Source organism: Piscinibacter defluvii (assembly GCF_004011805.1).
GTDB lineage: Bacteria > Pseudomonadota > Gammaproteobacteria > Burkholderiales > Burkholderiaceae_C > Piscinibacter > Piscinibacter defluvii.
Genome location: NZ_RCHJ01000006.1, coordinates 331,039 through 352,968 on the forward strand (window position 1 = coordinate 331,039; position 21,930 = coordinate 352,968).

Consider the following 21,930-nt stretch of genomic DNA (forward strand, 5'->3'; position numbering starts at 1 on the left):
GTGCCCTATGGTCACCTCTGTACTGGTACGGGCTCCGCCGCGCAGTCCACAATGCCCGGCATGGACGCCGCATCCGCCCCCGGCCCCCTGTACCAGCGCATCGCCGGGCAGCTCGAGGCGGCCATCGCCAGCGGTGCGCTGCGCGCCGGCACGCGGCTGCCCTCGGTGCGCCAGCTCAGCCAGCAGCACGGCGTGAGCATGAGCACCGCGCTGCAGGTCTACCGCAGCCTGGAGAACCGCGGCCTGGTGCAGGCGCGCCCCAAGTCGGGCTACTTCGTCGCCCCGCGCGTGCCCACGCTGCCCGAGCCGATGCTCGACCTGCGCATGGCCCCGCCCTCGCTGGTCAACATGGACCAGGTGCTGCAGGAGTTCCTGTGGATCGTCAACGATCCGCTCGCGGTGCCCTCGTTCCACGCCCAGCCGGCGCGCACCCTGCTGCCCGAGGCCAAGCTGCAGCACCTGATGGCCGGCGTGAACCGGCGCCACCCGGAGTACGCGTCGCGCTGCCAGATGGAAGGCAGCCCGGCGCTGCGCCAGGAGATCGCGCGCCGTGCGGTCAGCTCGGGCGTGCAGCTGCGGCCCGAGGAGATCGTCATCACCAACGGCGGGATGGAGGCGGTCTACCTCGCGCTGCGCTCGGTGGCGCAGGCCGGCGACACCATCGTGCTGGAGTCGCCGACCTACTTCCACCTGCTGCAGGTGATCGAGAGCCTGGGCATGCGCGCGCTCGAGATCCCCACGCATCCGAGGGACGGCATCTCGCTCGAGGCGCTCGACTTCGCGACGCAGCAGCCCGGCGCGGTGCGCGCCTGCGTGCTGCTGCCGAACTTCCCCAACCCGATGGGCAGCCTGATGCCGCCGGAGCGCAAGCGCGCGCTGGTGCAGATGATGGGCGAGCGCGGCATCACGATCATCGAGAGCGACATCTACGGCGAGATCCACTTCGGCGAGCAGCGCCCGCCGGTGCTCAAGCACTTCGACCCGGACGGCGACATCATTCTGTGCTCGGCCTTCACCAAGACCGTCGCGCCGGGCTACCGCATCGGCTGGGTCGCGCCCGGGCGGCATTTCCTCAAGACCCAGGCGCTCAAGTTCCGCACCTCGGTGGCCTGCCCGATGGTGACGCAGGAGGTGCTGGCGCAGTTCATCCGCGACGGCGGCTACGACCACCACCTGCGCCGCCTGCGCGCCGCGCTGAAGACGCAGATGCTGCAGATGGCCGACGCGGTGGCGCGCCACTTCCCGATGGGCTGCCGGCTCTCGCTGCCGCAGGGCGGCATGATGCTGTGGATCGAGCTGCCGAAGCACGTCGATTCGCGCGAGGTGTTCGCGATGGCGCGGCTCGAGCACATCGGCGTCGCGCCCGGTGCGGCCTTCTCCACCACGCGGCGCTTCGACCACTTCATCCGCCTGCAGTACGGCGAGCCCTTCACCGCGCGCACCGAGGCGGCGCTGAAGAAGCTCGGGCAGATCGTGGCCCGGCTGGCGCAGGCCGGCCCGGCGGCGCCGGAGCGCGCGCCGAACCGTGCGCCGGCGCCGGCCTGAGCGCGGCGCTCAGCAGAGCACGTCGTCGACGATGCGCACCTGGTGCAGCGCCGCCTGCGCCTGCGTGTTGGCGCGCGTGACGGTGGCCTCGATCCAGTACGCACTGCGGTTGAAGTTCAGCGAGACGCCGCAGCCGGCGTAGTTCCAGACGCTCTGCGCCGCGGGCGAGGCCGGCGAGGCATCGCTGTTGAGCGACATGCGCAGCGCCACCGCGCCGGTGACGAAGTTGTGCTCGTACAGGCGCACGAACACCTGCGCACCGGCACCGCTGTCGACGAAGCGCACCCCGAGGCCCACCGGGCCGGCGATGCCCCTGCGGTCGAAGGTGTCGGTGACGTTGCAGCGCACGCGGATGGTCCTGGGAAAGACCGCGCCGCCAACCGAGACCGACTGCAGCGACTGCACCGCGGTGCCGAGGCTGTCGTCGTCGGGCAGGCAGGTCGAGCCGGTGGTGGTCCAGGGGCCGGCCTGGGCGCTGCCGAAGAAGCCCAGCAGCAGGGAGGTCGCGGCCAGCAGGCGGTGAAGGGGTCGGTTCATGGTGGTTCTCCAGGCAGAGGGTCGAGAGGGGCGATGACGACGGGGTCAGCGGGTCAGGTAGAGCAGGCCGGGCGTGCTGTCCCCGGGGTCGCGCGGCATGCTTTCGGCGCTGGTGAAGCCGCCGCCGGTGGCGCCGAGCAGCACCGGCAGCAGGTCGTCGAGCGACGCGGCGGCACCGGGCGCGAGGCCGATGCGGCAGGTGCGCGCACGGCAGTCGATCTGCTGCACGGCCGCGGCGACTCCGTCGCCGGCCTGCGCCAGGGCGCTGCGCAGGTCCTGGCTGGCCGCGCGGCTCCAGTGCGCATCCGGCACCTCGTGCTGGAAGCCGGCCTCGGCACGGGCCAGGCGCAGGCGGTCGTCCTCCGCCACGGGCGGCGGCTCCGGCTCGGCCGGCCGCGCGGCGGGGAAGGTGCCGGCATCGACGCGGCGGCGCAGTTCGGCCACCTCGGCGCGCAGCAGGGCGAGCTCGCGGCGCAGGTCGGACGGCGCTTCGGCGTCGCGCGGGGGGGTGACCGGTGGCGCGGGCGCCGCAGCCAGCACGGCGACCGGTGCGGCGACCGGTGCGGCGACGGCCCGGGGCGCGGGCGGCGTCGCCTCTTCGCTGCTGCTGCCGCCGCCGCAGCCGGCGGCCGCGATCGCGAAGGCGCAGGTGCAGAGGATGTGCAGGCGGCTCATCGAAGGCTCCTCGTCGTTGGCGAGGAGGCATTCGATGCGCGTGCGCTTCCCAGTGCATCCCGCTGCGGCGCCGTGTACCGACGCCGGCATCGCACGATCGCTGCACGACGCGGCGAAAGCGCCGCGCCCCGCGGGGCCGGCGGGCCGCGCGGGGCGCGTGCGGGTCAGCGGTGGATCAGGGCTGGCCGGGGTTGCTCTGCGTCAGCGGTCGCTTGCAGATCGGGTAGTCCGGGATCCGCGCGGGACGGAACACGAACTCCTGCACCGCCACCTCCGGCGGGGTGTGGTACTTCTCGATGAAGTCGCGCCAGCCCGTCGTCGTGATGAACGGGCACAGCAGCGGCTGCGCGGCGCAGGGGTCCGTCTGGAGGTAGAACGCGGAGCGCCAGTCCCACAGCCCTTCCAGGTCCGGATCGGGGCAGAACAGGTTGAGCGAATACGGCTCGCCCTCGAAGTTCCACAGCACCGTGGGCTGGGCCGGGTCGGGCGGGGTCACGCCCTCGTGCGGCACCTGCCACGGCCAGCCCTTGACGCCGTAGCGCAGCGCCGTCAGCGGCTTGAAGGTCGCCGTCAGCACCTTGGCCGCGCGCGCCACCGCGCCCCCGTCGGCCGTGAAGGTGTGCAGCACCCGGGACAGGCTCGGCAGGTCGACCAGTTCGTCGTGGCGGTCCAGCCGGGTGTCGTTCCAGGTGTCGTAGTGGCGCGCACCGGCCAGGGCCTTGCGGATGGCCTCGACCAGCAGCTTGCGTGCTGCGGGCTGGGTCGCGACGGCATCCAGCGCGGCGACCAGCGCCTTTGCCAGGCCGGTGAAGGCCTGCTGGGTGGCCGGCAGCCGGGACAGCACGATCGCCGCGCCGGTGGTCGGGTGGTCGGACGCCGGCAGCACGGCACGGTTCTGTTCCGCGAAGCGGCGCGCCAGCTGCAGCGGGCTCGGCTGGGACGGCAGCGGGCGCAGCACGTCCGGATAACGCATGCCGGCGGTGAAGAAGTTGGAGTTGGCGTAGCTGGTGGCGAACTGGGCGAAGGGCTGGATGGTGGCCAGCAGCTCGAACGACAGGTTGAAGCAGTTGTTCAGGTGCAGCACCGCCAGGCGGACGTTACCCAGCCCCATCTGCAGCGCCAGGCGCAGGCCCATCGTCGACAGCGGCCGGTGGTTGGTGGCCACGAAGGGCGAGCCGGCCGGCAGCAGGGGCGAACCCTTGCCCAGGATGGGGCGTCCGTCGGCCCGTCCCACGGCCGAGCCGCCGTCCGGCGTCACGCGCCAGCGCAGCGGTCCGAGCGGGCCGCCGTCCATCGCCGCCTCCAGCGTGACCTTGCTGCGGTCCAGGTGCGGCAGCCAGCCGGCGCCGTGGCCTTCCAGCGACAGCACCAGCGGCGTGCCCGGAAAGGCGCTGCGCGCGCGCTGCAGCAGGTCGGCGAGGCACTGCGGCCGCTCCATGTCCTGCTTGCCTGCCGGCATCACGAGCAAGCCCGGGGCCCGGGCGGCGCCCTGCACGTACCAGGTCGGGCCGTCGACCAGGTCGATGTAGGCGCAGACGTTGGTGCCCTGCTGGGCCACCGCCGTCAACGCCATGAACAGCGGGTGCTTGGCGAGCGTTCCGTCGCCGTGGTGGTAGTTGCTCAGGTTTTCGTCGCTGGCGAAGGGCGCGTACACGACGAACGTATACGGCCCGCTGAAGGGCCGCGGCACGGGCTGGTTGGGCATCGAACCCTCCTGGTGATTGACAGTCGCTCGAGGACCGCTACCCTGCATGCCCGACGTTCCCAACGCCACCCGGGCCCGGGCACCGTCTCGGGCACCCGGCCGAGACAATGATCGGACGATCGATCGCGCATGTCGACGCTCGCGGACGCGCTGCCCCCTAGCTCGAAGGAGAGCCGCCCGGGCCTGCCGGGCCCGCGCCAGGCGGTGGCCGTCGGCGAGCTGGTGCTCGACCAGCTGCTGGGCGCATGGCGCCAGCAGGCCTTGCCGCAGCTCCTGGCGCGGCGGCCGCGGGTCACGCGCTGGTGCGTCCGGCGTTTCCTCGCGCCGGTGCTGTGGGCCACCGGCGACGCGTTCGGCGACGACGAGCCGCCGCTGGCCGCGCTGCAGTTCCTGCTGCGCTGGGCGATGGGCCAGCTGCGCCCGGACGGCGCGAGCTTCGGCGCGCCGATCGAGCGCACGGCCTGGCTCGACGCGCCGGCCTGGCGACCCTTCCTCGCGCTCGCCTGCCACTACGAGATGCTGCCGATGGCCTCGTTCCGCGACCGTTACCACGAGCGCGCGGACGAGCCGGCCTCGAGCCGGCTGTGCGGCCTGTGGGACATCGCCCCGAGCAGCTTCTACCGCCACCTCGAGAAGGGCCGCCGCCAGCTGGCCGACCTGTTGCTCGACCAGCCGATGCCCTCGGAACGGCTGATCGCGCTGGCCCGCGCAGCCCAGGCCGCGGCCTGCGAACGGCTCGGCCTGCACGACGAGGTGGCGCGTGCGGTCTGGCACACGCGCCTGGCCGACTCGGCGGCGCAACGCGGGCAGGCGCGCACCGCGCTGTGGCACCGACTGCAGGTGGCCGATGTCGCCGGGCTGGCCCAGCTGCTGCAGCGCTTCGGCCCCGCGCTGGCACAGGATGCATTGACGGACCGCCTGCTGCAGCTGCTGCCGCCCGGCGCGCTCGAAGGGCGTGCCTTCGTGCGCCTGCTGCTCGCCCGCGCCGGCCTCGCGCGCCTGCGTGGTGCGGGCGACCAGGAGCTGCGGCTGTGCGAACAGGCGCTGCGCCTGGCCTCGGCCGACGACGACCGGCTGATGACCGGCATCGCCTGCGCGGCGCTCGGCAAGTTCCACGAGTCGCGCGACGCGGACCGTGCGTTTGCGTGTTTCCAGCAGAGCGCCGAGTTCCTCGAGCGGGCCTGCGCCAGCGCCGACGATGCGCTCGAGGCCCGCCCCCACTACCTGGCCACCCTGGTGCAGCTGGCCTGGCTCTACACCCTGCGCAACGACCCGCGCGCGCGGCCGGTGCTCGAGCGCGCCGCCGAACTGCACGATGCGCAGGCCGCGCCCGACGACGCGCACGCGACGCTCGAGCAGGCCTGGGGCGAGTACTGGCGGCGCGCGGGTGACTTCACCCGCGCGCTCGAGGCCATGCAACGCGCCTTGCAGATCTACGAGCGCACCGGCAACCAGGCCAAGGTGCTGCGCTGCCACGGCAACCTGGCGCTGCTGTACGGTCATCTGGGCCAAGTGGAGCGCTCGATGGCCTACTCGCGCCGCGTCATCGAGCTGGCCGAGGTGTCGCCCGTCGACCCCGAGACGGTCGCCTCCACGCACGTCAACCTCGGCCTCGCGCTGGTGTGGCAGAAGAAGATCGACGAAGGCATCGAGCACTACCTGCGCGCGCTCGAGCATGCCCGCGGCGCGCGGCTGCGCGTGGTGGCCGAGCGGGCGCACTACAACCTGGCGGAGGCCTACTACCTGCGCTTCCTGCAGGACGGCCGGCGGGCCGACGAGCACCTGGGCGACCTGCACACCGCGGCTGCGCTGAACGCCTTGCCGCCCGATGCCGACCCGGCCGCCGCCGACGCCACCCGGCGCCTCAAGGAGGAGGTGCTGGGCCAGCGCGAGGCCGGCGTCTACGACCGCCTGCAGCCCGCCGAGACGGCCGCGCACTACGAGGAGATGAACGAGGTGCGCCAGCTGCGCGAACGCCTCGCGGTGCCGCAGAGTGCGGGCACCCGCATCGATGCGCACCTGGCGATCGCGGCCGCCTACGTCGCCGTCGCGGTGAAGGAGCGCGACGCGGCGCTCGGGCTGATCGAGGCGCATGGGCTGCAGGCCGAGTTCGACACGCGCGTGCAGCAGCTTCGCCTCGAGTTCGACCGCGGCCTGAGCCGGGCCCGGCGGCTGCGCGACGACTGGGGCCGCGAGGCCGTCGGCGTGGTCGATGCCGGACTGATCGCCGCCGTGCTGCAGCACCTGCTCGAGTCCGGCCCGCTCAGCAAGAGCAGCTATGCGCGGCTGTGCGGCGTGAGTCCGGGCACGGCCTCCAAGCACCTCGCCGCGCTCGCCCAGCGCGGGCTGCTGTGCCAGAGCGGGCGCGGACCGATGACCCGCTACGCGCTGCCGGAGTGACGCGGCGAGGTGCCGCGTCGCCCTGCTCGGCTAGCATGGCCGGCAGGAGGACATGCACGTGGTGATCGAACACGCCTATGCCGAACTGGGCTTGGCGCCCGGCGCGAGCGAGGCGCAGGTGAAGGCGGCCTGGCGCCGCCTGGTGGCGCAGTGGCATCCGGACCGCAACGCCGCGCCCGGTGCGCTGGCGCGCATGCAGCGCATCAACACGGCCTACGAGACGATCCGGCTCGGGCCGGACGACGCCGGATCGCCGGCGCCGGCCCCCGACCCCGCGGCGGCCGTCCGACCGCTGCGCCGGCGCGTTCGCCTCAGCCTGGAGGAGGCTGCCGCCGGCTGCGTCAAGCCTGTGCGCGGCCAGCGCAGCGAGGCCTGCACGAGCTGCGATGGCGCGGGCGAGCTGCGCCGGCCCGGCTGGTACGGCTGGATGGCATCGACGGCGCCGTGCAGCGCCTGCGCCGGCCGCGGCCGGCTGGCCCGCGGCTACCGGCACACGGTACGCATCCCGCCCGGCGCGCGGGCGGGCGACCGGCTGCAGGCCCACGCCGCCGGCGCCACGCTGGAGCTGCAGGTCGAGATCGCGCCGCACCCGCTGTTCACGCTCGACGCGGACGGCACGCTGCGCTGCGAGATGCCGGTGGACGGCTTCGCCTGGATGGCCGAGCGCTGGGTCGAGGTGCCGACGCTCGCCGGGCTGCAGCAGATGCGCCTGCGCCGCGCGCACCGCAGCTACCGGCTGCGCGGCCAGGGCTTCCCGGACCGCGGCGGCGTGCGCGGCGATTGTGTGGTGACCATCGAGCCGCGGTTCCCCGACAGCCTGAGCGCGGAGCAGGAGGCGCTGCTCGAGCGCCTGTCGGCAGCCGGGACGGCGCCGCTCGCCGACTGGCAGCGCCGGCTGCGCGCCTGGGAGCGGCGAAGAACCTAGGCGGCCAGCCGCTCGCGCATCGCCGCGATCACCGCGCGGTAGTCCTTCTGGCCGAAGATCGCGCTGCCGGCGACGAAGGTGTCCGCGCCGGCGTCGGCCACTGCGCGGATGTTGTCGACCTTGATGCCGCCGTCGACCTCGAGCCGGATGTCGCGGCCGCTCGCCTCGATCAGCTTGCGCGCCCGCTCGATCTTCTGCAGCGCCGAGGGGATGAAGCCCTGCCCGCCGAAGCCGGGGTTGACGCTCATGATCAGCACCAGGTCGACCTTGTCGATCACCCACTCCAGCACGTCCAGCGGCGCGGCCGGGTTGAACACCAGGCCGGCGCGGCAGCCCTCGGCCTTGATCAGCTGCAGCGTGCGGTCCACATGCGTGCTGGCATCCGGGTGGAAGCTGATCAGGTCCGCGCCCGCCTTGGCAAACGCCGTGGCGAGCGCATCGACCGGCTGCACCATCAGGTGCACGTCGATCGGCACCTTGGTGCCGTCGGGCTTCGCGGCGTGTTTCCGGATCGCCTCGCACACCATCGGGCCGATGGTCAGGTTGGGCACGTAATGGTTGTCCATCACGTCGAAGTGGATCCAGTCGGCGCCGGCGGCGATGACGTCGCGCACCTCCTCGCCCAGGCGGGCGAAGTCGGCCGAGAGGATGGATGGAGCGATCAGCGGGGTCGGCATGGGCCGCGATTCTAGAATCCGCCCCCATGGCCAAGCCCGAGTTCACCAACACCGTCGTCGTGCGCGCGCTGCCGGAGCAGTCCGATCCGGACAGCGGACAGCATGCCTTCGCCTACACGATCACGATCCACAACACCGGCGACGTGACGGCGCAGCTGATCGCGCGCCACTGGGTCATCACCGATGCCGGGGGGCATGTCGAGGAGGTGCGCGGCCTCGCGGTGGTGGGCCACCAGCCGCTGCTCAAGCCGGGCGAGCGCTTCGAGTACACCAGCTGGACGCGCATCGCCACGCCGCACGGCACCATGCGCGGCACCTTCTTCTGCATGACCGAGGATGCCCGGCCGTTCGACTCGCCGGTGCATGAGTTCGGGCTGACGACGACCTCGGCGCTGCACTGACCCGCGCATGGCGACCCGGTCCGGCCGTTCGACCTGGGATCTCACCGCGCTGCTGAACGCCGCCGACCCGAGGGCGACGCTGGCCGAACGCCACCTGTGGCTGGTTCGCCTGATGCAGTGGCTGCGCAGCGCGCCGCTGGAGGGCGAGCGCCAGCGGCCCACGCCGGTGCTGCGCCTGAAGCACCTGCTCAACGTGCTGGAGCGCCACCCCGAGCACCGCGCGCGCGTCGGCGAGCTGCTCGCGCTGTTCTGGCGCGAGGTGGACATCGCCGCCTTGTTCGCCGACTTCGGCTTCGCGCCGCGCACGCACTTCCTCGCCGAACTGGGCCAGCGGCTGCACACGCGGCTGCTGCCGCACACGCCCGAGACCACCGACCTCGGCGAGCTGTTCGCGCTGCTGTTCCCGCGCGAGGCCGACGCCGCCTGGCTGGAAGCCATCGACGACGAGACGCTGGCGCGCCTGGCCGCGCTGCTCGCCCCCGCGCTGGCGCAGGGCGAGGACTGGCGCACGCCGCTGCTGGACGGCATCGTGTTCCTCGCCGCGGCGGTGCGCGCCTCCGGGCTGTCGGGCGCGTTGCGCCAGCGCATGAGCCCCGAACTGCTGGTGGACCGGCCGTTCCGCCAGCTCGCCGCGGTGGCCGAGCACACCGCCGAGCTGGCCCAGGCGGGCGACAGCCGCCGGCTGCTGCAGCAGGTGCAGTACCTGCGCGCGCTGCTGGCCGCCTGCCGGCGCGCCGCCGCCAGCGTGCACGAGCACCTGGAGGAGCACGGCGTCTCGGTGGGCATCGTGTTCGAGGTCGACCAGCTGCGCGGACGCTGCGACCGCATCGAGGCGCTGCTCGACTGCCTGCTCGCCGAGCGCCCGGCGCACGAGCTGGTACGCCTGCTCGCCACGCTGGCGCGCGCGGCCGAGCAGCGCCGCGGCCTGCGTGCGCTGTTCGCGCGCCACTACTCGCTGCTGGCGCGCAAGGTGGCCGAGCGCAACGCCGAGACCGGCGAGCACTACATCACCCGCGACCGCGCCGAGTACCGCGCCATGCTGCGCGCGGCCTGCGGCGGCGGCGCAGTGATCGCGGGCACCACCTTCGTCAAGTTCGCGATCGGCGCGCTCGGGCTGGCGGCGTTCTGGGCCGGCTTCTGGGCCGGCGTCAACTACGCGGCGAGCTTCGTGCTCATCCACCTGTGCCACTGGACGGTGGCGACCAAGCAGCCGGCGATGACGGCGCCAGCGATGGCCGACAAGCTGGCCGATGTCTCCGACGACGCCAAGGTCGAGGCCTTCGTCGACGAGGCGGCGCACCTGATCCGCTCGCAGGCGGCCGGCATCTTCGGCAACCTGATGCTGGCCGGCCCGCTGGTGCTGCTCGGCCAGCTCGCCTGGCAGGCGCTGTTCGGCGCGCCGCTGGTGGGCGAGGCCACGGCCGGGTACGTGCTGCACTCGCTGACGCTGCTCGGGCCGACGCCGCTTTACGCGGCCTTCACCGGCGTGCTGCTGTTCGCCAGCTCGCTGATCGCCGGCTGGGCCGAGAACTGGTTCGTCTGGCACAAGCTCGACAGCGCGATCGCCTGGAACCCGCGCAGCATCGCGCTGCTGGGCGATGCCCGGGCCAAGCGCTGGGCGCGCTGGTGGCGCGCCAACATCTCCGGGCTCACGGCCAACGTCTCGCTCGGGCTGATGCTCGGCCTGGTGCCGGCGGTGGCGGGTTTCTTCGCGCTGCCGGTCGAGGTGCGCCACGTGACGCTGTCCACCGGCCAGCTCGCCGCGGCGCTGGGCGCGCTGGGCCCCGAGCTGCTGCGCGAGGGTGCGTTCTGGTGGTGCGCGGCCGGCATCGCGCTGACCGGGGTGCTGAACCTGACCGTCAGCTTCGTGCTCGCCTTCAAGGTGGCGCTGCGTTCGCGCGGCATCCGCCTGGCCGACCGCAGCCGCATCTACCGCGCCTGGCGGCGCCGGCTGCTGACGCGGCCGCTGTCGTTCGTGTGGCCGCCGCGCGAGTCAGCGGCCTGAGTCGCCGTCGGCGTCGTGGCGCTCGCCGCGCCGCCGACCCGAGAACATGGTCCACCAGACGATGCCCAGCAGGATCGCGAGGGCCAGCAGGGCTTCCAGCAGAATCAGCCACATGATCGAAGTTTCCTGGCGTGCGCTCGTGACGGGCGCCGCGATTCTAGGCAGCCTGGCCGGCTGCGGCAGCCTGGTCGACGACGGCCCACCCCCGGCCCCGGCCCCCTCGGCCAGCGCGCCGGCCGGGCCGGCCATCGTGCGCGCACGTTCGCGCTGGGTGCCGGTGGACTGGGCCGAGCTGCCGGGCTGGCAGCAGGATGCGACACGCGAGCTCTGGCCCGCGCTGCAGCGCGGCTGCGACAGGCCGGCGCCGGGCTGGCAGGGCATGTGCACCGCCGCGCGCGGGTTCGTGCCGGCCAGCGATGCGCAGGCGCGCGAGTGGCTGCAGGCGCGGCTGCAGCCCTACCGCGTCGAATCGCCCGAGGGCGCGGCCGACGGCCTGATCACCGGCTACTTCGAGCCGCTGGTCGAGGCGCAGCGCCTGCCGCGCGCCGGCTTCCGCGTGCCGCTGCATGCGCCGCCGGACGACCTCGGCGCGCGCAAGCCCTGGTGGACGCGCCAGCAGATCGACTCGCTGCCCGCCGCGCAGGCCGCCTTGCGCGGCCGCGAGCTGGCCTGGGTGGCCGACCCGCTGGACGCGCTGCTGCTGCAGGTGCAGGGCTCGGGCCGGCTGCTGCTGGCCGAGCCGAACGGCACGCGGCGCCTGGTGCGGCTGGCCTACGCGGGCCACAACGACCAGCCCTACAAGTCGGTCGGCCGCTGGCTGATCGAGCAGGGCGAGCTCAAGCCCGAGCAGGCCTCCTGGCCGGGGATCCGCGCCTGGGCACGCGCCAACCCGAAGCGGGTCAACGAGCTGCTGTGGAGCAACCCGCGCTACGTGTTCTTCCGCGAGGAGCCGCTGCCCGACCCGGCGCTCGGGCCGCGCGGCGCGCAGGCCGTGCCGCTGACGCCGGGCCGCTCGATCGCGGTCGACCCGCAGTCCATTCCCTACGGCACGCCGGTGTGGCTGGACGCCACCGAGCCCTTGTCGAGCACGCCGCTGCGCCGGCTGGTAATGGCGCAGGACACCGGCAGTGCGATCACCGGCGCGGTGCGGGCCGACTACTTCTGGGGCTGGGGCGAGGAGGCCGAGGCGCAGGCCGGGCGCATGAAGCAGCCGCTGCGGCTGTGGGTGCTGTGGCCGAAGTGGCCGTCGGGCTGACACGCTTGCTTGCGTCGGCGCAATCGCGGCGCGGCGACGAACGCGGAGCATGGGCGCGTCCCCAAGGAGGCCGCCATGAAGCGCATTGCCGCCCTCGCCCTCGCCGCCCTGCTGGCTGCGCCGCTGGCCGCCGACGAGCGGCACCGTCCGCCGCCCAGCCGCCGCGTTCCGCCGCCGCCGGCGGTGTTCGACGGTCGCCACCGGCACGACCACTACTACCCCGCGCCCGGCTGGGTCGCTCCGGTGCTGCCGGGCAGCAGCATCGGCGTCACCTTCGGCGACGGGCAGTTCTTCTTCCACGGCGGGGTCTGGTACCGGCCCTACGGCACGCGCTTCCGCGTCGTGCTGCCGCCGCTGGGCATCGTGGTGCCGTTGCTGCCGCCGTCCTACGTCACGCTGTGGATCGGCGGTGTGCCGTACTACTACGCCAACGGCGTGTACTACGCGCCGGCGCCGGCCGGTTATGCGGTGGTCGCGCCGCCGCCGGGCGCCGACGGCGCGACGCCGGTGCCGCCGGCCCCGCCGCCGCGGCCGCTGCCCGAGCCGATCTACTACCCGCGCAGCGGCCAGAGCGCCGCGCAGCTGGAGACCGACCGGCGCGAGTGCAACCGCTGGGCCACGCAGCAGCCGGGGGCGGTGAGCGACCCGAGCATCTTCGAGCGCGCGCTGGCCGCCTGCATGGACGGGCGCGGCTACTCGTCGCGCTGAGCCTCAGCGCGCCGCCGCGCGCAGGTGCGCCAGCGGCAGCGCGCCGCCGGACTTGACCTCGCCGAGCGAGAAGCTGGTGTGCACGTCCTTCACGTGCGGCAGCGCCATCAGCGCGTCGAGTGCGAAGCGCGAGAACGCATCCAGGTCGGTGGCCATCACCTGCAGCTCGAAGGTGCCCGAGCCCGAGATGTAGTGGCAGGAGATCACCTCGGGCAGGCGCCGGATGGCGTCCTCGAGCAGGCGGGTCGCCTCGACGGTGTTGCGGTCGGCGTCGATGCGCACGAAGGCCAGCACGCCGAGGCCGATCTTGCGCCGGTCGATCTCGGCCCTGTAGCCGGTGATGTAGCCCTGCTCCTCGAGCCAGCGCACGCGGCGCCAGGTCGGCGCGGCCGACAGGCCGATGCGCGAGGCCAGCTCCGCGTTGCTCAGGCGCGCATCCTGCTGGAGCTCGCGCAGGATCGCGATGTCGTAGCGGTCCAGCCCGGCGCCATGGGCCTCGGCGGCTTCCGTCGCGGGCTCTGGGGTTTTCCCGGGAATGGCCATGTTGAGCGTGATTCTGTTCGATCCTGGCTACCTTCAGCAAGATCGTTGCTCGAGCACTGCAGATTCAGGCAACAAAGGAAAGCACCTGCCCGAAGGCCTTGCCTACACTGCCGCCACGCACGCGCCGCTGGAGACCACCGCATGAACGCACCCCTTCCCGAGGCCATCCGCAAGGCCCTGGAGAGCGTCACCCTCGACGACAAGTACAGCCTGGGCAGCGGCCGCGCCTTCATGAGCGGCGTGCAGGCGCTGGTGCGGCTGCCGATGCTGCAGCGCCAGCGCGATGCGATGGCCGGGCTCAACACCGCCGGCTTCGTCAGCGGCTACCGCGGCTCGCCGCTGGGCGGCTACGACCAGGCGCTCTGGCAGGCCAAGAAGCACCTCGCGGCGCAGAACATCGTGTTCCAGCCCGGGGTCAACGAGGAGCTCGCGGCCACTGCGGTGTGGGGCACGCAGCAGCTCGACCTGTACCCGCAGAGCAAGAAGTTCGACGGCGTGTTCGGCCTCTGGTACGGCAAGGGCCCGGGCGTGGACCGCTGCTCCGACGTCTTCAAGCACGCCAACATGGCCGGCACCGCGAAGCACGGCGGCGTGATCGCGATCGCCGGCGACGACCACATCGCCAAGAGCAGCACCGCCGCGCACCAGAGCGACCACATCTTCAAGGCCTGCGGCCTGCCGGTGTTCTTCCCCTCCAGCGTGCAGGACATCCTCGACATGGGCCTGCACGCCTTCGCGATGAGCCGCTTCGCCGGCGTGTGGAGTTCGATGAAGACGATCCAGGAGATCGTCGAATCCTCGGCCAGCATCGCAGTGGACCCGGACCGCGTGAACATCCTGCTGCCCGAGGACTTCCCCGTGCCCCCCGGCGGCCTGCACATCCGCTGGCCCGATGCACCGCTCGAGCAGGAGGCGCGCCTGTTCGACCACAAGTGGTATGCGGCGCTCGCCTACGTGCGCGCCAACAAGCTCAACCACGACGTGATCAGCGGCCCGAACGACCGCTTCGGCCTCATCGCCAGCGGCAAGGCCTACAACGACACCCGCCAGGCGCTCTTCGACCTCGGCCTCGACGAGGCGGCCTGCCGGCAGCTCGGCATCCGGCTGCACAAGGTCAACGTGGTGTGGCCGCTGGAGGCGACGATCACGCGCAGCTTCGCGCTCGGGCTGCAGGAGATCCTGGTCGTCGAGGAGAAGCGCCAGGTCATCGAGTACCAGCTCAAGGAGGAGCTGTACAACTGGCGGCCCGACGTGCGGCCCAACGTGCTGGGCAAGTTCGACGAGCCCGAGGGCGACACCTCCGGCGGCGAATGGTCGCGCCCGAACCCGAGCGAGAACTGGCTGCTGCGCGCCCAGGCCGACCTGACGCCCGCGCTGATCGCCAAGGCCATCGCCAGGCGGCTGAAGAAGCTCGGCGTCGATGCGGACACCGCGGCGCGCATGGACGCGCGCGTCGCGCTGATCGAGGCCAAGGAGCGCGCGCTCGCCGAGATCAAGACGGGGGGCGCGGATCGCACGCCCTGGTTCTGCAGCGGCTGCCCTCACAACACCAGCACCAAGGTGCCCGAGGGCTCGCGTGCGGTGGCCGGCATCGGCTGCCACTACATGGCGGTGTGGATGGACCGCAGCACCGTCACCTTCAGCCAGATGGGCGGCGAGGGCGTGTCGTGGGTCGGCCAGGCGCCGTTCACCACCGACCGGCATGTCTTCTCCAACCTCGGCGACGGCACCTACTACCACTCCGGCCTGCTGGCGGTGCGCCAGAGCATCGCCGCGGGCGTGAACATCACCTACAAGATCCTGTTCAACGGCGCGGTGGCGATGACCGGTGGCCAGCCGGTGGACGGCCAACTCGACGTGGCGCAGATGACGCGCGAGCTCGAGGCCGAGGGCGCGAAGAAGATCGTCGTCGTCACCGACGAGCCGCAGAAGTACAGCGGCACGCCGGTGCGGCTCGCCCCGGGCGTCACCGTGCACCACCGCGACGAGCTCGACCGCATCCAGCGCGAGCTGCGCGAAGTCGAAGGCTGCACGGTCATCATCTACGACCAGACCTGCGCCACCGAGAAGCGCCGCCGCCGCAAGCGCGGCACGATGGCGGAACCCGACCAGCGCGTGGTCATCAACGAGCTGGTGTGCGAGGGCTGCGGCGACTGCTCGGTGCAGTCCAACTGCCTGTCGGTCGAACCCATCGAGACCGAGTTCGGCCGCAAGCGCCGCATCAACCAGAACACCTGCAACAAGGACTTCTCCTGCGTGAAGGGCTTCTGCCCGAGCTTCGTCACGGTGCAGGGCGGGCAGCTGAAGTCGGCGAAGAAGGACAAGGCGGCGCGGCCCGACCCGTTCGCGCTGCCCGAACTGCCCGAGCCCGCGCTGCCGCTGGCCGAGACGGCCTGGGGCATCGTCGTCGCCGGCGTCGGCGGCACCGGCGTGATCACCATCGGCCAGCTGCTCGGCATGGCCGCGCACCTCGAGGGCAAGGGCATCGTCACGCAGGACGCCGCGGGCCTGGCGCAGAAGGGCGGCTCGACCTGGAGCCACATCCAGATCGCCAACCGGGCCGAGGCGATCCACACCACCAAGGTCGGCACCGCCGAGGCGCACCTCGTGATCGGCTGCGATGCGATCGTCGCCGCCAACAAGGCCACGCTGGCCGTGATGCGCGCCGGCCGCACCTTCGTGGCCATGAACACCCACGGCACGCCGACGGCCTCGTTCGTGCACAACCCGAACTGGCAGTTCCCGGGCGGCAACTGCGAGGCGGCGGTGGCGGCCGCGGTCGGCCCGGACGGGCTCGGCGCGTTCGACGCCGACGCGCTGGCCACCGGCCTGCTGGGCGACTCGATCTACACCAACCCGCTGATGCTGGGTTACGCCTGGCAGAAGGGGCGCGTGCCGCTGTCCAAGGCCGCGCTGCTGCGCGCCATCGAGCTGAACGGCGTGCAGGTGGAGAACAACAAGGCAGCCTTCGAATGGGGCCGGCGTGCGGCGCATGACCTGGCGGCGGTGCAGTTGCTGCTCAAACCGGCGCAGGTGATCGAGTTCGTCAAGCGGCCCTCGCTGGAGGACATGATCGCCACGCGCGTCGAGTTCCTGACCGGCTACCAGGACAGCGCCTACGCGGCGCAGTACCGCGCCTTCGTCGAGAAGGTGCGCGCGGCCGAGGCGCCCCTGTCGAGCACCCGGCTCAGCGAGGCGGTGGCGCGCTACCTGTTCAAGCTGATGGCCTACAAGGACGAGTACGAGGTCGCCCGCCTGCACACCGACCGGCACTTCCTCGACAAGGTCGCCGCGCAGTTCGAGGGCGACTACAAGCTGCACTACCACCTGGCTCCGCCGCTGATCGCGAAGATCAACGAGCGCGGCGAACTGGTCAAGCAGCCCTACGGCCCGTGGATGCTCAAGGCCTTCGGCGTGCTCGCCAGGTTCAAGGGCCTGCGCGGAGGCGCGCTGGACCTCTTCGGCCGCACCGACGAGCGCCGCACCGAGCGCGCACTGATCGGCGAGTACCGCAGCACCATCGAGGAACTGCTGGCCGGGCTGAACGCCGAGAACCTGCCGCTGGCCGTGGAGATCGCGCGCATCCCGGAAGAGGTCCGCGGCTATGGCCACGTGAAGGCGCGCCACCTCGCCGCAGCGCGGCCGAAGTGGGCCGCGCTGCAGGCGCGCTGGCGCGAGGGCGCCGGCGCGCGGCAGGCGGCCTGATCGGGCCCCGCCGGATCAGAGCAGGTCGGTCCAGTTGACGACGGTGTTGCGCTCGTAGGTGCCGTTGCCGTCCTCGTCGACCTCGAGTCGCACCTGGGTGTTGGACAGCACGGTGGCGCGCAGCTTGCCGGTCTTGCCCACGGCCAGGATCTGGCCGGCGTGCGGGTAGGCCTCGTTGTCGGTCTGAACCAGCGCCTGCGGGGTCGACAGGTCGAAGGTGCCGCCGGAGGCCACCGAGTCCACCGGGCCGGCGGCGACGGCGCGGGTCGTCGCGTCGGACACGGTGTAGGTGGCCTCGGTCGCGTAGCCGCGCAGCAGCGAGACGGTGTCGCTGATCGCGCCGACGCTGGCATCCAGCACCAGTTCGTTGGCAACGCTCAGGCGCGACGTGATCACGCCCGGGCTGACCTGCAGCGACAGGCCGAAGCTGCCGTCCAGCGACGCGGTGTAGCCGGTGGCCGTGTCGCGCACCGAGAAGTTCGAGGTCGAGATGGCGAAGCCGATGCTCGACGAACCGAGCGAGCTGATCGTCAGCCGCAGCACGCCGCTGGCCACGGTGCCGGCACCGTCGTCGCAGTTGATGAAGGTGACCTGGGCCGAGTCGCCGACGCTCTCGCCGGGGGGCGCGGTGTCGGTGGCCGTCGCGTCGGCCGCGCCGCCGCCCGGGCAGAGTTCGGCCGACACGTCCTCGGCGATGCGCTTGCGCGTGGCCAGCGCCGCCGACTGCGCGCGCTTGACCACCAGCGGCGAGACGGCGCCGCCCGAGCCCGCCCCGGTGAAGCCGCCGACGGCACCCGACACCGAACTCCCGAAGCTGGCCCGCGCCACCTGCTGCTGGTTCTGCAGGTTGATGTTGACGGTGATCTCCGGGGCCGGCAGCGGCCCGTCGCCGCCGCCACCGCAGGCGGCGAGCAGCACGGCGAGCACGGCAGCACCGGCGGTACGGAACTTGGACAGCGGCGGACGGATCATGGACATCTCCTCGGAGTGAGCCAGCGCACTCTAACGCCGACATGTTGCCTCGCGTTGCGGCGACGCAATCGCGTGCTGGCAAGATTTTTGAACGCACGCATCAACGGCGGTGAAGCGGCTGCGGTTGACAGCCGCCTACAGTGCGTCCGTCCGCCGCGGCGGCCCGTACGTCGGGCATCGGTTCCAAGAACGTCCTCGAACATGGCCAGCACCCCGCGCTACACCACCACCGCCATCCTGCTGCACTGGCTGCTGGGCCTGGCGATCCTCGGCAGCTTCTGCGTCGGCGTCTACATGGCCGACCTCCCGATGTCGCCCCAGCGGCTCAAGCTTTACAACTGGCACAAGTGGGCCGGGGTCACGATCCTGGCGTTGTCGGCGCTGCGCCTGCTGTGGCGCCTGACCCACCGCCCGCCGGCCGACCCGCCGATGCCGGCCTGGCAGGCCGCCGCCGCCCACTGGACGCACCGCCTGCTCTACCTGCTGTTCTTCGCCGTGCCGCTGGCGGGCTGGGCCTACACCTCCTCGGCCGGCTTCCCCGTGGTGCTGTTCGGCGTGCTGCCGCTGCCGGACTTCGTGCCGGTGGACAAGCCGCTGTCCGAGGTCTTCAAGCTGGCGCACAAGGTGCTGGCCTTCTCGCTCGGCGCACTCGTGCTCGTGCACATCGCCGCCGCCCTGAAACACCAGTTCGTCGACCGCGACGGCCTGCTCGAGCGCATGCGCCCGCGGCGCGCCTGAGGAAACCATCCCCATGAAGAACATCGTCATCGTTTCGACCCTCGCCGTCGCCGCCTGGAGCGGCAGCGCCGCAGCGCAGCAGGTGCAGCCGGCGGGCAGCGAGATCGCCTTCACCAGCAAGCAGATGGGTGTGCCGGTGGACGGCCAGTTCCGCAAGTTCGACGCCCAGGTGGCGTTCGACCCCAAGAAGCCCGAGGCGGCGCGCATCGCCTTCACGATCGACCTGGCCAGCGTGACGCTCGGCTCGGCCGAGGTCGAGGCCGAGGTGGTCAAGCCGGACTGGTTCGACACCAAGAAGTTTCCTCAGGCCCGCTTCCAGAGCACCGCGGTCAAGCCCGCCGGCCCGGGCAAGTTCGAGGTGGCCGGCACGCTGACCATCAAGGGCGCGAGCCAGAACGTGGTGGTGCCCGTCGCGCTGGCCCAGTCCGGCGCCGCCACCACCGCCACCGGCGCCTTCACGATCAAGCGGCTCGACTACCGCATCGGCGACGGCGACTGGAAGGACACCTCGATGGTCGCCAACGACGTGCAGGTGCGCTTCAAGCTCGCGCTGACCGGCGTCGCCGCGCTCTGACCGCTTCCCGACCCACCCCGCCTTAACCCTTCCCCAACCCACCGACCGCACCATGACGAAGCCTTCCCTGATCGCCCTGGCCCTGTTCGCCGCCGCCGGCCTCGCCCGTGCCGAGAGCGCCACCTACAGCGTGGATCCCTCGCACACCTTCGTGACCTTCGAGGCGCTGCACTTCGGCACCTCGACCATCCGCGGCCGCTTCGACCGCAAGGAAGGTTCGGTCACGTTCGACCGTGCCGCCAAGAACGGCAAGGCCGAGATCACCATCGACATCGGCTCCATCAGCACCGGCGTGGCGCCGCTGGACACCCACCTGAAGAGCAAGGACTTCTTCAACGCCGCCGAACACGGCAGCGCGAAGTTCGTGGCCGACAAGTTCGCCTTCAATGGCGACAAGGTCAGCGAGATCGGCGGCACCCTCACGATGCTGGGCAAGAGCGCGCCGGTCACGCTGAAGGCCAACAACTTCAACTGCTACAACAACCCGATGTTCAAGCGCGAGGTCTGCGGCGGCGACTTCGAGACCACCATCGCGCGCAGCCAGTGGGGCATGAGCTACGGCCTGCCGGGCATCCCCGACAACATCCGCCTGCTGATCCAGATCGAGGCGATCAAGCAGTGAGCGGCACGGGCGGCGACCGGCCATGATCCGCGCCGCCGCGCTGGGCCTGCTGGCCTGCGCCGCGACGGCCGCCGTCGCGGCCGACTACCGGCTCGACCCGTCGCACAGCTTCGTCCAGTTCGAGGTGCTGCACTTCGGCACCTCGTCGCTGCGCGGTCGCCTGGGCCCGCTGGTCGGCAGCGCGACGCTGGACGCCGCGGCCGGCCGCGGACGGGTCGGCCTGGCGATCCCGCTGGCCAGCCTGTCGACCGGCTGGCCGCCGCTCGACCGGCGGCTGCGCGAGGCGGACCTGTTCGACGCGGCCGCATACCCGGAGGCCTATTTCGTCGCCGAACGCTTCGTGTTCGACGGCGGCACGCTGCGCGAGGTGCGCGGCGAACTCACGCTGCGCGGGCAGGCGCGCGTGGTGGCGCTGCGTGCGCTGCGCTTCGGCTGCCGCGCCGACCCCGAGGCCGGCCGCGAGCGCTGCGGCGGCGACTTCGAGGCCGAGCTGCGCCGCAGCGACTTCGGCATGACCTTCGGCCTGCCGCTGGTGGCCGACCGCGTTCGCCTGCAGGTGCAGGTCGAGGCGCTGCGCGAACCCTGATCCGCCGTGCACATCGGCCCGCGGGGAAACCCGCGGTCCGACAACTTGTCGCATCGTCCGACAAGTTCCCCGGGGAAAGCTCCACTTGTGAATCGGCGTTCCTGATTCGATAGTCTTTCGCGCTCGGCTTGGCGCCTCACCGCCGGGCCCCATCCACCGACATCAGGAGACACGCCTCATGAGCAAGAAGACCCCGACGCCCGCCCCGCGCCGCCGCTTCCTCAAGACCGCCGCCGTCGGCGGTGCGCTGGCCGCGCCGATGGTCTCGCAGGCGCAGACCACTTCGTTGCGCTTCCAGAGCACCTGGCCGACCAAGGACATCTTCCACGAGTACGCGCTCGACTTCGCGAAGAAGGTCAACGACATGGCCGGCGGCCGGCTGAAGATCGAGGTGCTGCCCGCCGGCGCGGTGGTGCCGGCGTTCCAGCTGCTCGAGGGCGTGGCCAAGGGCACGCTGGACGGCGGCCACGGCGTGGTGGCCTACCACTACGGCAAGAACTCGGCGCTGGCGCTGTGGGGTTCCGGCCCCGCCTTCGGCATGGACCCGAACATGCTGCTGGCGTGGCACTACTACGGCGGCGGCAAGGCGCTGCTGGACGAGATCTACAAGTCGATCAACGTCGACGTGGTGTCCTTCCTGTACGGCCCGATGCCGACCCAGCCCTTCGGCTGGTTCAAGAAGCCGATCGCCCGCGTCGAGGACGTGAAGGGCACCAAGTTCCGCACCGTCGGCCTGGCGGTGGACATGTACACCGACATGGGCGCGGCGGTGAACCCGCTGCCCGGCGGCGAGATCGTGCCGGCGCTGGACCGCGGCCTGATCGACGGCGCCGAGTTCAACAACGCCTCCAGCGACCGCCTGCTCGGCTTCCCCGACGTGGTGAAGAACTGCATGCTGCAGAGCTTCCACCAGAGCGGCGAGCAGTTCGAGATCCTGTTCAACAAGGGCAAGTACGACGCGCTGCCCGCCGAGCTCAAGGCGATGATCGACTACGCCGTGCAGGCCGCCAGCGCCGACATGAGCTGGAAGGCGATCCAGCGCAACTCGCAGGACTACATCGAGCTGAAGAAGGCCGGTGTCAACTTCTACAAGACGCCCGACGCCGTGCTGCGCGCCCAGCTCGCCGCCTGGGACAAGATCATGGAGAAGAAGGGCGGCGAGAACGCGCTGTTCAAGAAGGTGCTGGACAGCCAGCGCGCCTTCGCGCAGCGCGCCGGCTCGTGGCAGAACGACTACATGGTCGACTTCAAGATGGCCTACAACCACTACTTCGGCAAGAAGTAGGAGGCGTCGCTCCAACACGGGGCCACCGGTCGACAATGCGGCCGGTGGCCTCTTCGTTTGAACGGCCCGGGG

Annotated in this window: 20 protein-coding genes; 13 read left to right on the top strand and 7 right to left on the bottom strand. The window is 72.0% G+C overall.

Translation table 11 applies throughout. The features are described 5' to 3' along the window. Nucleotides 1–60 precede the first annotated feature (60 nt). A complete protein-coding gene (locus D9C15_RS19225; RefSeq protein ID WP_164886783.1) occupies nt 61–1,545 on the top strand; it encodes an aminotransferase-like domain-containing protein in 1,485 nt (494 codons plus the stop codon). Nucleotides 1,546–1,554: 9 nt separating this feature from the next. Here D9C15_RS19225 and D9C15_RS19230 read toward each other — a convergent pair whose 3' ends face one another. The 3 genes from D9C15_RS19230 to D9C15_RS19240 form a co-directional block, all read right to left on the bottom strand. Continuing rightward, nucleotides 1,555–2,082 (bottom strand): hypothetical protein, encoded by a 528-nt coding sequence (locus D9C15_RS19230; RefSeq protein WP_128000070.1) that lies wholly within the window; start codon nt 2,080–2,082, stop codon nt 1,555–1,557. A gap of 45 nt (nt 2,083–2,127) precedes the next feature. Continuing rightward, on the bottom strand, nt 2,128–2,757 hold the full coding sequence (locus D9C15_RS19235) for a hypothetical protein (RefSeq protein ID WP_128000071.1): 630 nt from the start codon (nt 2,755–2,757) through the stop codon (nt 2,128–2,130). Nucleotides 2,758–2,932: 175 nt separating this feature from the next. Continuing rightward, nucleotides 2,933–4,462: a hypothetical protein gene (locus D9C15_RS19240; protein WP_128000072.1), complete on the bottom strand. Its 1,530-nt coding sequence runs from the start codon at nt 4,460–4,462 to the stop codon at nt 2,933–2,935. A 129-nt stretch (nt 4,463–4,591) separates the two neighbouring features. Here D9C15_RS19240 and D9C15_RS19245 point away from each other — a divergent pair, with 129 nt between their 5' ends. Both D9C15_RS19245 and D9C15_RS19250 read left to right on the top strand, forming a co-directional pair. Further along, on the top strand, nt 4,592–6,862 hold the full coding sequence (locus tag D9C15_RS19245; RefSeq protein WP_128000073.1) for a tetratricopeptide repeat protein: 2,271 nt from the start codon (nt 4,592–4,594) through the stop codon (nt 6,860–6,862). 52 nt (nt 6,863–6,914) lie between these two features. Further along, complete coding sequence (locus D9C15_RS19250) at nt 6,915–7,787, top strand: DnaJ C-terminal domain-containing protein (RefSeq protein ID WP_128000074.1); 873 nt, start codon at nt 6,915–6,917, stop codon at nt 7,785–7,787. On the opposite strand, the gene rpe is transcribed toward D9C15_RS19250, so the two are convergent. Next, nucleotides 7,784–8,464 (bottom strand): ribulose-phosphate 3-epimerase, encoded by a 681-nt coding sequence (gene rpe / locus D9C15_RS19255; RefSeq protein ID WP_128000075.1) that lies wholly within the window; start codon nt 8,462–8,464, stop codon nt 7,784–7,786. The two genes, D9C15_RS19250 and rpe, sit on opposite strands and share 4 nt — an antisense overlap. Nucleotides 8,465–8,490: 26 nt before the next feature. Between rpe and apaG the strand changes: the two genes are divergently transcribed. Then, on the top strand, nt 8,491–8,865 hold the full coding sequence (gene apaG, locus D9C15_RS19260) for a Co2+/Mg2+ efflux facilitator ApaG/CorD (protein WP_128000076.1): 375 nt from the start codon (nt 8,491–8,493) through the stop codon (nt 8,863–8,865). A 7-nt stretch (nt 8,866–8,872) separates the two neighbouring features. After that, entirely contained in the window at nt 8,873–10,870 is a 1,998-nt protein-coding gene (gene tlpB, locus D9C15_RS19265) for a transporter-like protein TlpB (RefSeq protein WP_128000077.1), read from the top strand. Here tlpB and D9C15_RS34370 read toward each other — a convergent pair. Next, a complete protein-coding gene (locus tag D9C15_RS34370; RefSeq protein WP_259372609.1) occupies nt 10,859–10,984 on the bottom strand; it encodes a hypothetical protein in 126 nt (41 codons plus the stop codon). The two genes, tlpB and D9C15_RS34370, sit on opposite strands and share 12 nt — an antisense overlap. Here D9C15_RS34370 and mltA point away from each other — a divergent pair. Both mltA and D9C15_RS19275 read left to right on the top strand, forming a co-directional pair. Next, nucleotides 10,983–12,125 carry a murein transglycosylase A gene (mltA, locus tag D9C15_RS19270; protein ID WP_240668467.1) on the top strand — a complete coding sequence of 381 codons (1,143 nt, stop codon included), beginning with the start codon at nt 10,983–10,985 and terminating at the stop codon, nt 12,123–12,125. The two genes, D9C15_RS34370 and mltA, sit on opposite strands and share 2 nt — an antisense overlap. Nucleotides 12,126–12,200: 75 nt before the next feature. Beyond that, a complete protein-coding gene (locus D9C15_RS19275) occupies nt 12,201–12,833 on the top strand; it encodes a DUF6515 family protein (RefSeq protein ID WP_128000079.1) in 633 nt (210 codons plus the stop codon). A 3-nt stretch (nt 12,834–12,836) separates the two neighbouring features. Here D9C15_RS19275 and D9C15_RS19280 read toward each other — a convergent pair whose 3' ends face one another. Then, nucleotides 12,837–13,376, bottom strand: a complete 540-nt coding sequence (locus D9C15_RS19280; RefSeq protein ID WP_128000080.1) for an Lrp/AsnC family transcriptional regulator — start codon at nt 13,374–13,376, stop codon at nt 12,837–12,839. Nucleotides 13,377–13,517: 141 nt separating this feature from the next. Between D9C15_RS19280 and D9C15_RS19285 the strand changes: the two genes are divergently transcribed. Next, entirely contained in the window at nt 13,518–17,081 is a 3,564-nt protein-coding gene (locus tag D9C15_RS19285) for an indolepyruvate ferredoxin oxidoreductase family protein (protein ID WP_128000081.1), read from the top strand. A gap of 15 nt (nt 17,082–17,096) precedes the next feature. Here the strand turns inward: D9C15_RS19285 and D9C15_RS19290 are convergent, their stop codons facing one another. Further along, nucleotides 17,097–18,053: a hypothetical protein gene (locus D9C15_RS19290; protein ID WP_128000082.1), complete on the bottom strand. Its 957-nt coding sequence runs from the start codon at nt 18,051–18,053 to the stop codon at nt 17,097–17,099. 201 nt (nt 18,054–18,254) lie between these two features. Here D9C15_RS19290 and D9C15_RS19295 point away from each other — a divergent pair, with 201 nt between their 5' ends. The 5 genes from D9C15_RS19295 (at nt 18,255) to D9C15_RS19315 (ending at nt 21,858) form a co-directional block, all read left to right on the top strand. Then, the gene (locus D9C15_RS19295) at nt 18,255–18,791 is read left to right on the top strand and encodes a cytochrome b (protein WP_128000083.1); all 537 of its coding nucleotides are present in this window, start codon (nt 18,255–18,257) and stop codon (nt 18,789–18,791) included. A 13-nt stretch (nt 18,792–18,804) separates the two neighbouring features. Continuing rightward, complete coding sequence (locus tag D9C15_RS19300; RefSeq protein WP_128000084.1) at nt 18,805–19,365, top strand: YceI family protein; 561 nt, start codon at nt 18,805–18,807, stop codon at nt 19,363–19,365. A 52-nt stretch (nt 19,366–19,417) separates the two neighbouring features. After that, nucleotides 19,418–19,987, top strand: a complete 570-nt coding sequence (locus D9C15_RS19305; RefSeq protein ID WP_128000085.1) for a YceI family protein — start codon at nt 19,418–19,420, stop codon at nt 19,985–19,987. Between the two features lie 22 nt (nt 19,988–20,009). Then, complete coding sequence (locus D9C15_RS19310) at nt 20,010–20,573, top strand: YceI family protein (RefSeq protein WP_128000086.1); 564 nt, start codon at nt 20,010–20,012, stop codon at nt 20,571–20,573. A 178-nt stretch (nt 20,574–20,751) separates the two neighbouring features. After that, nucleotides 20,752–21,858, top strand: a complete 1,107-nt coding sequence (locus D9C15_RS19315) for a TRAP transporter substrate-binding protein (protein ID WP_128000087.1) — start codon at nt 20,752–20,754, stop codon at nt 21,856–21,858. Nucleotides 21,859–21,930: the final 72 nt, after the last annotated feature.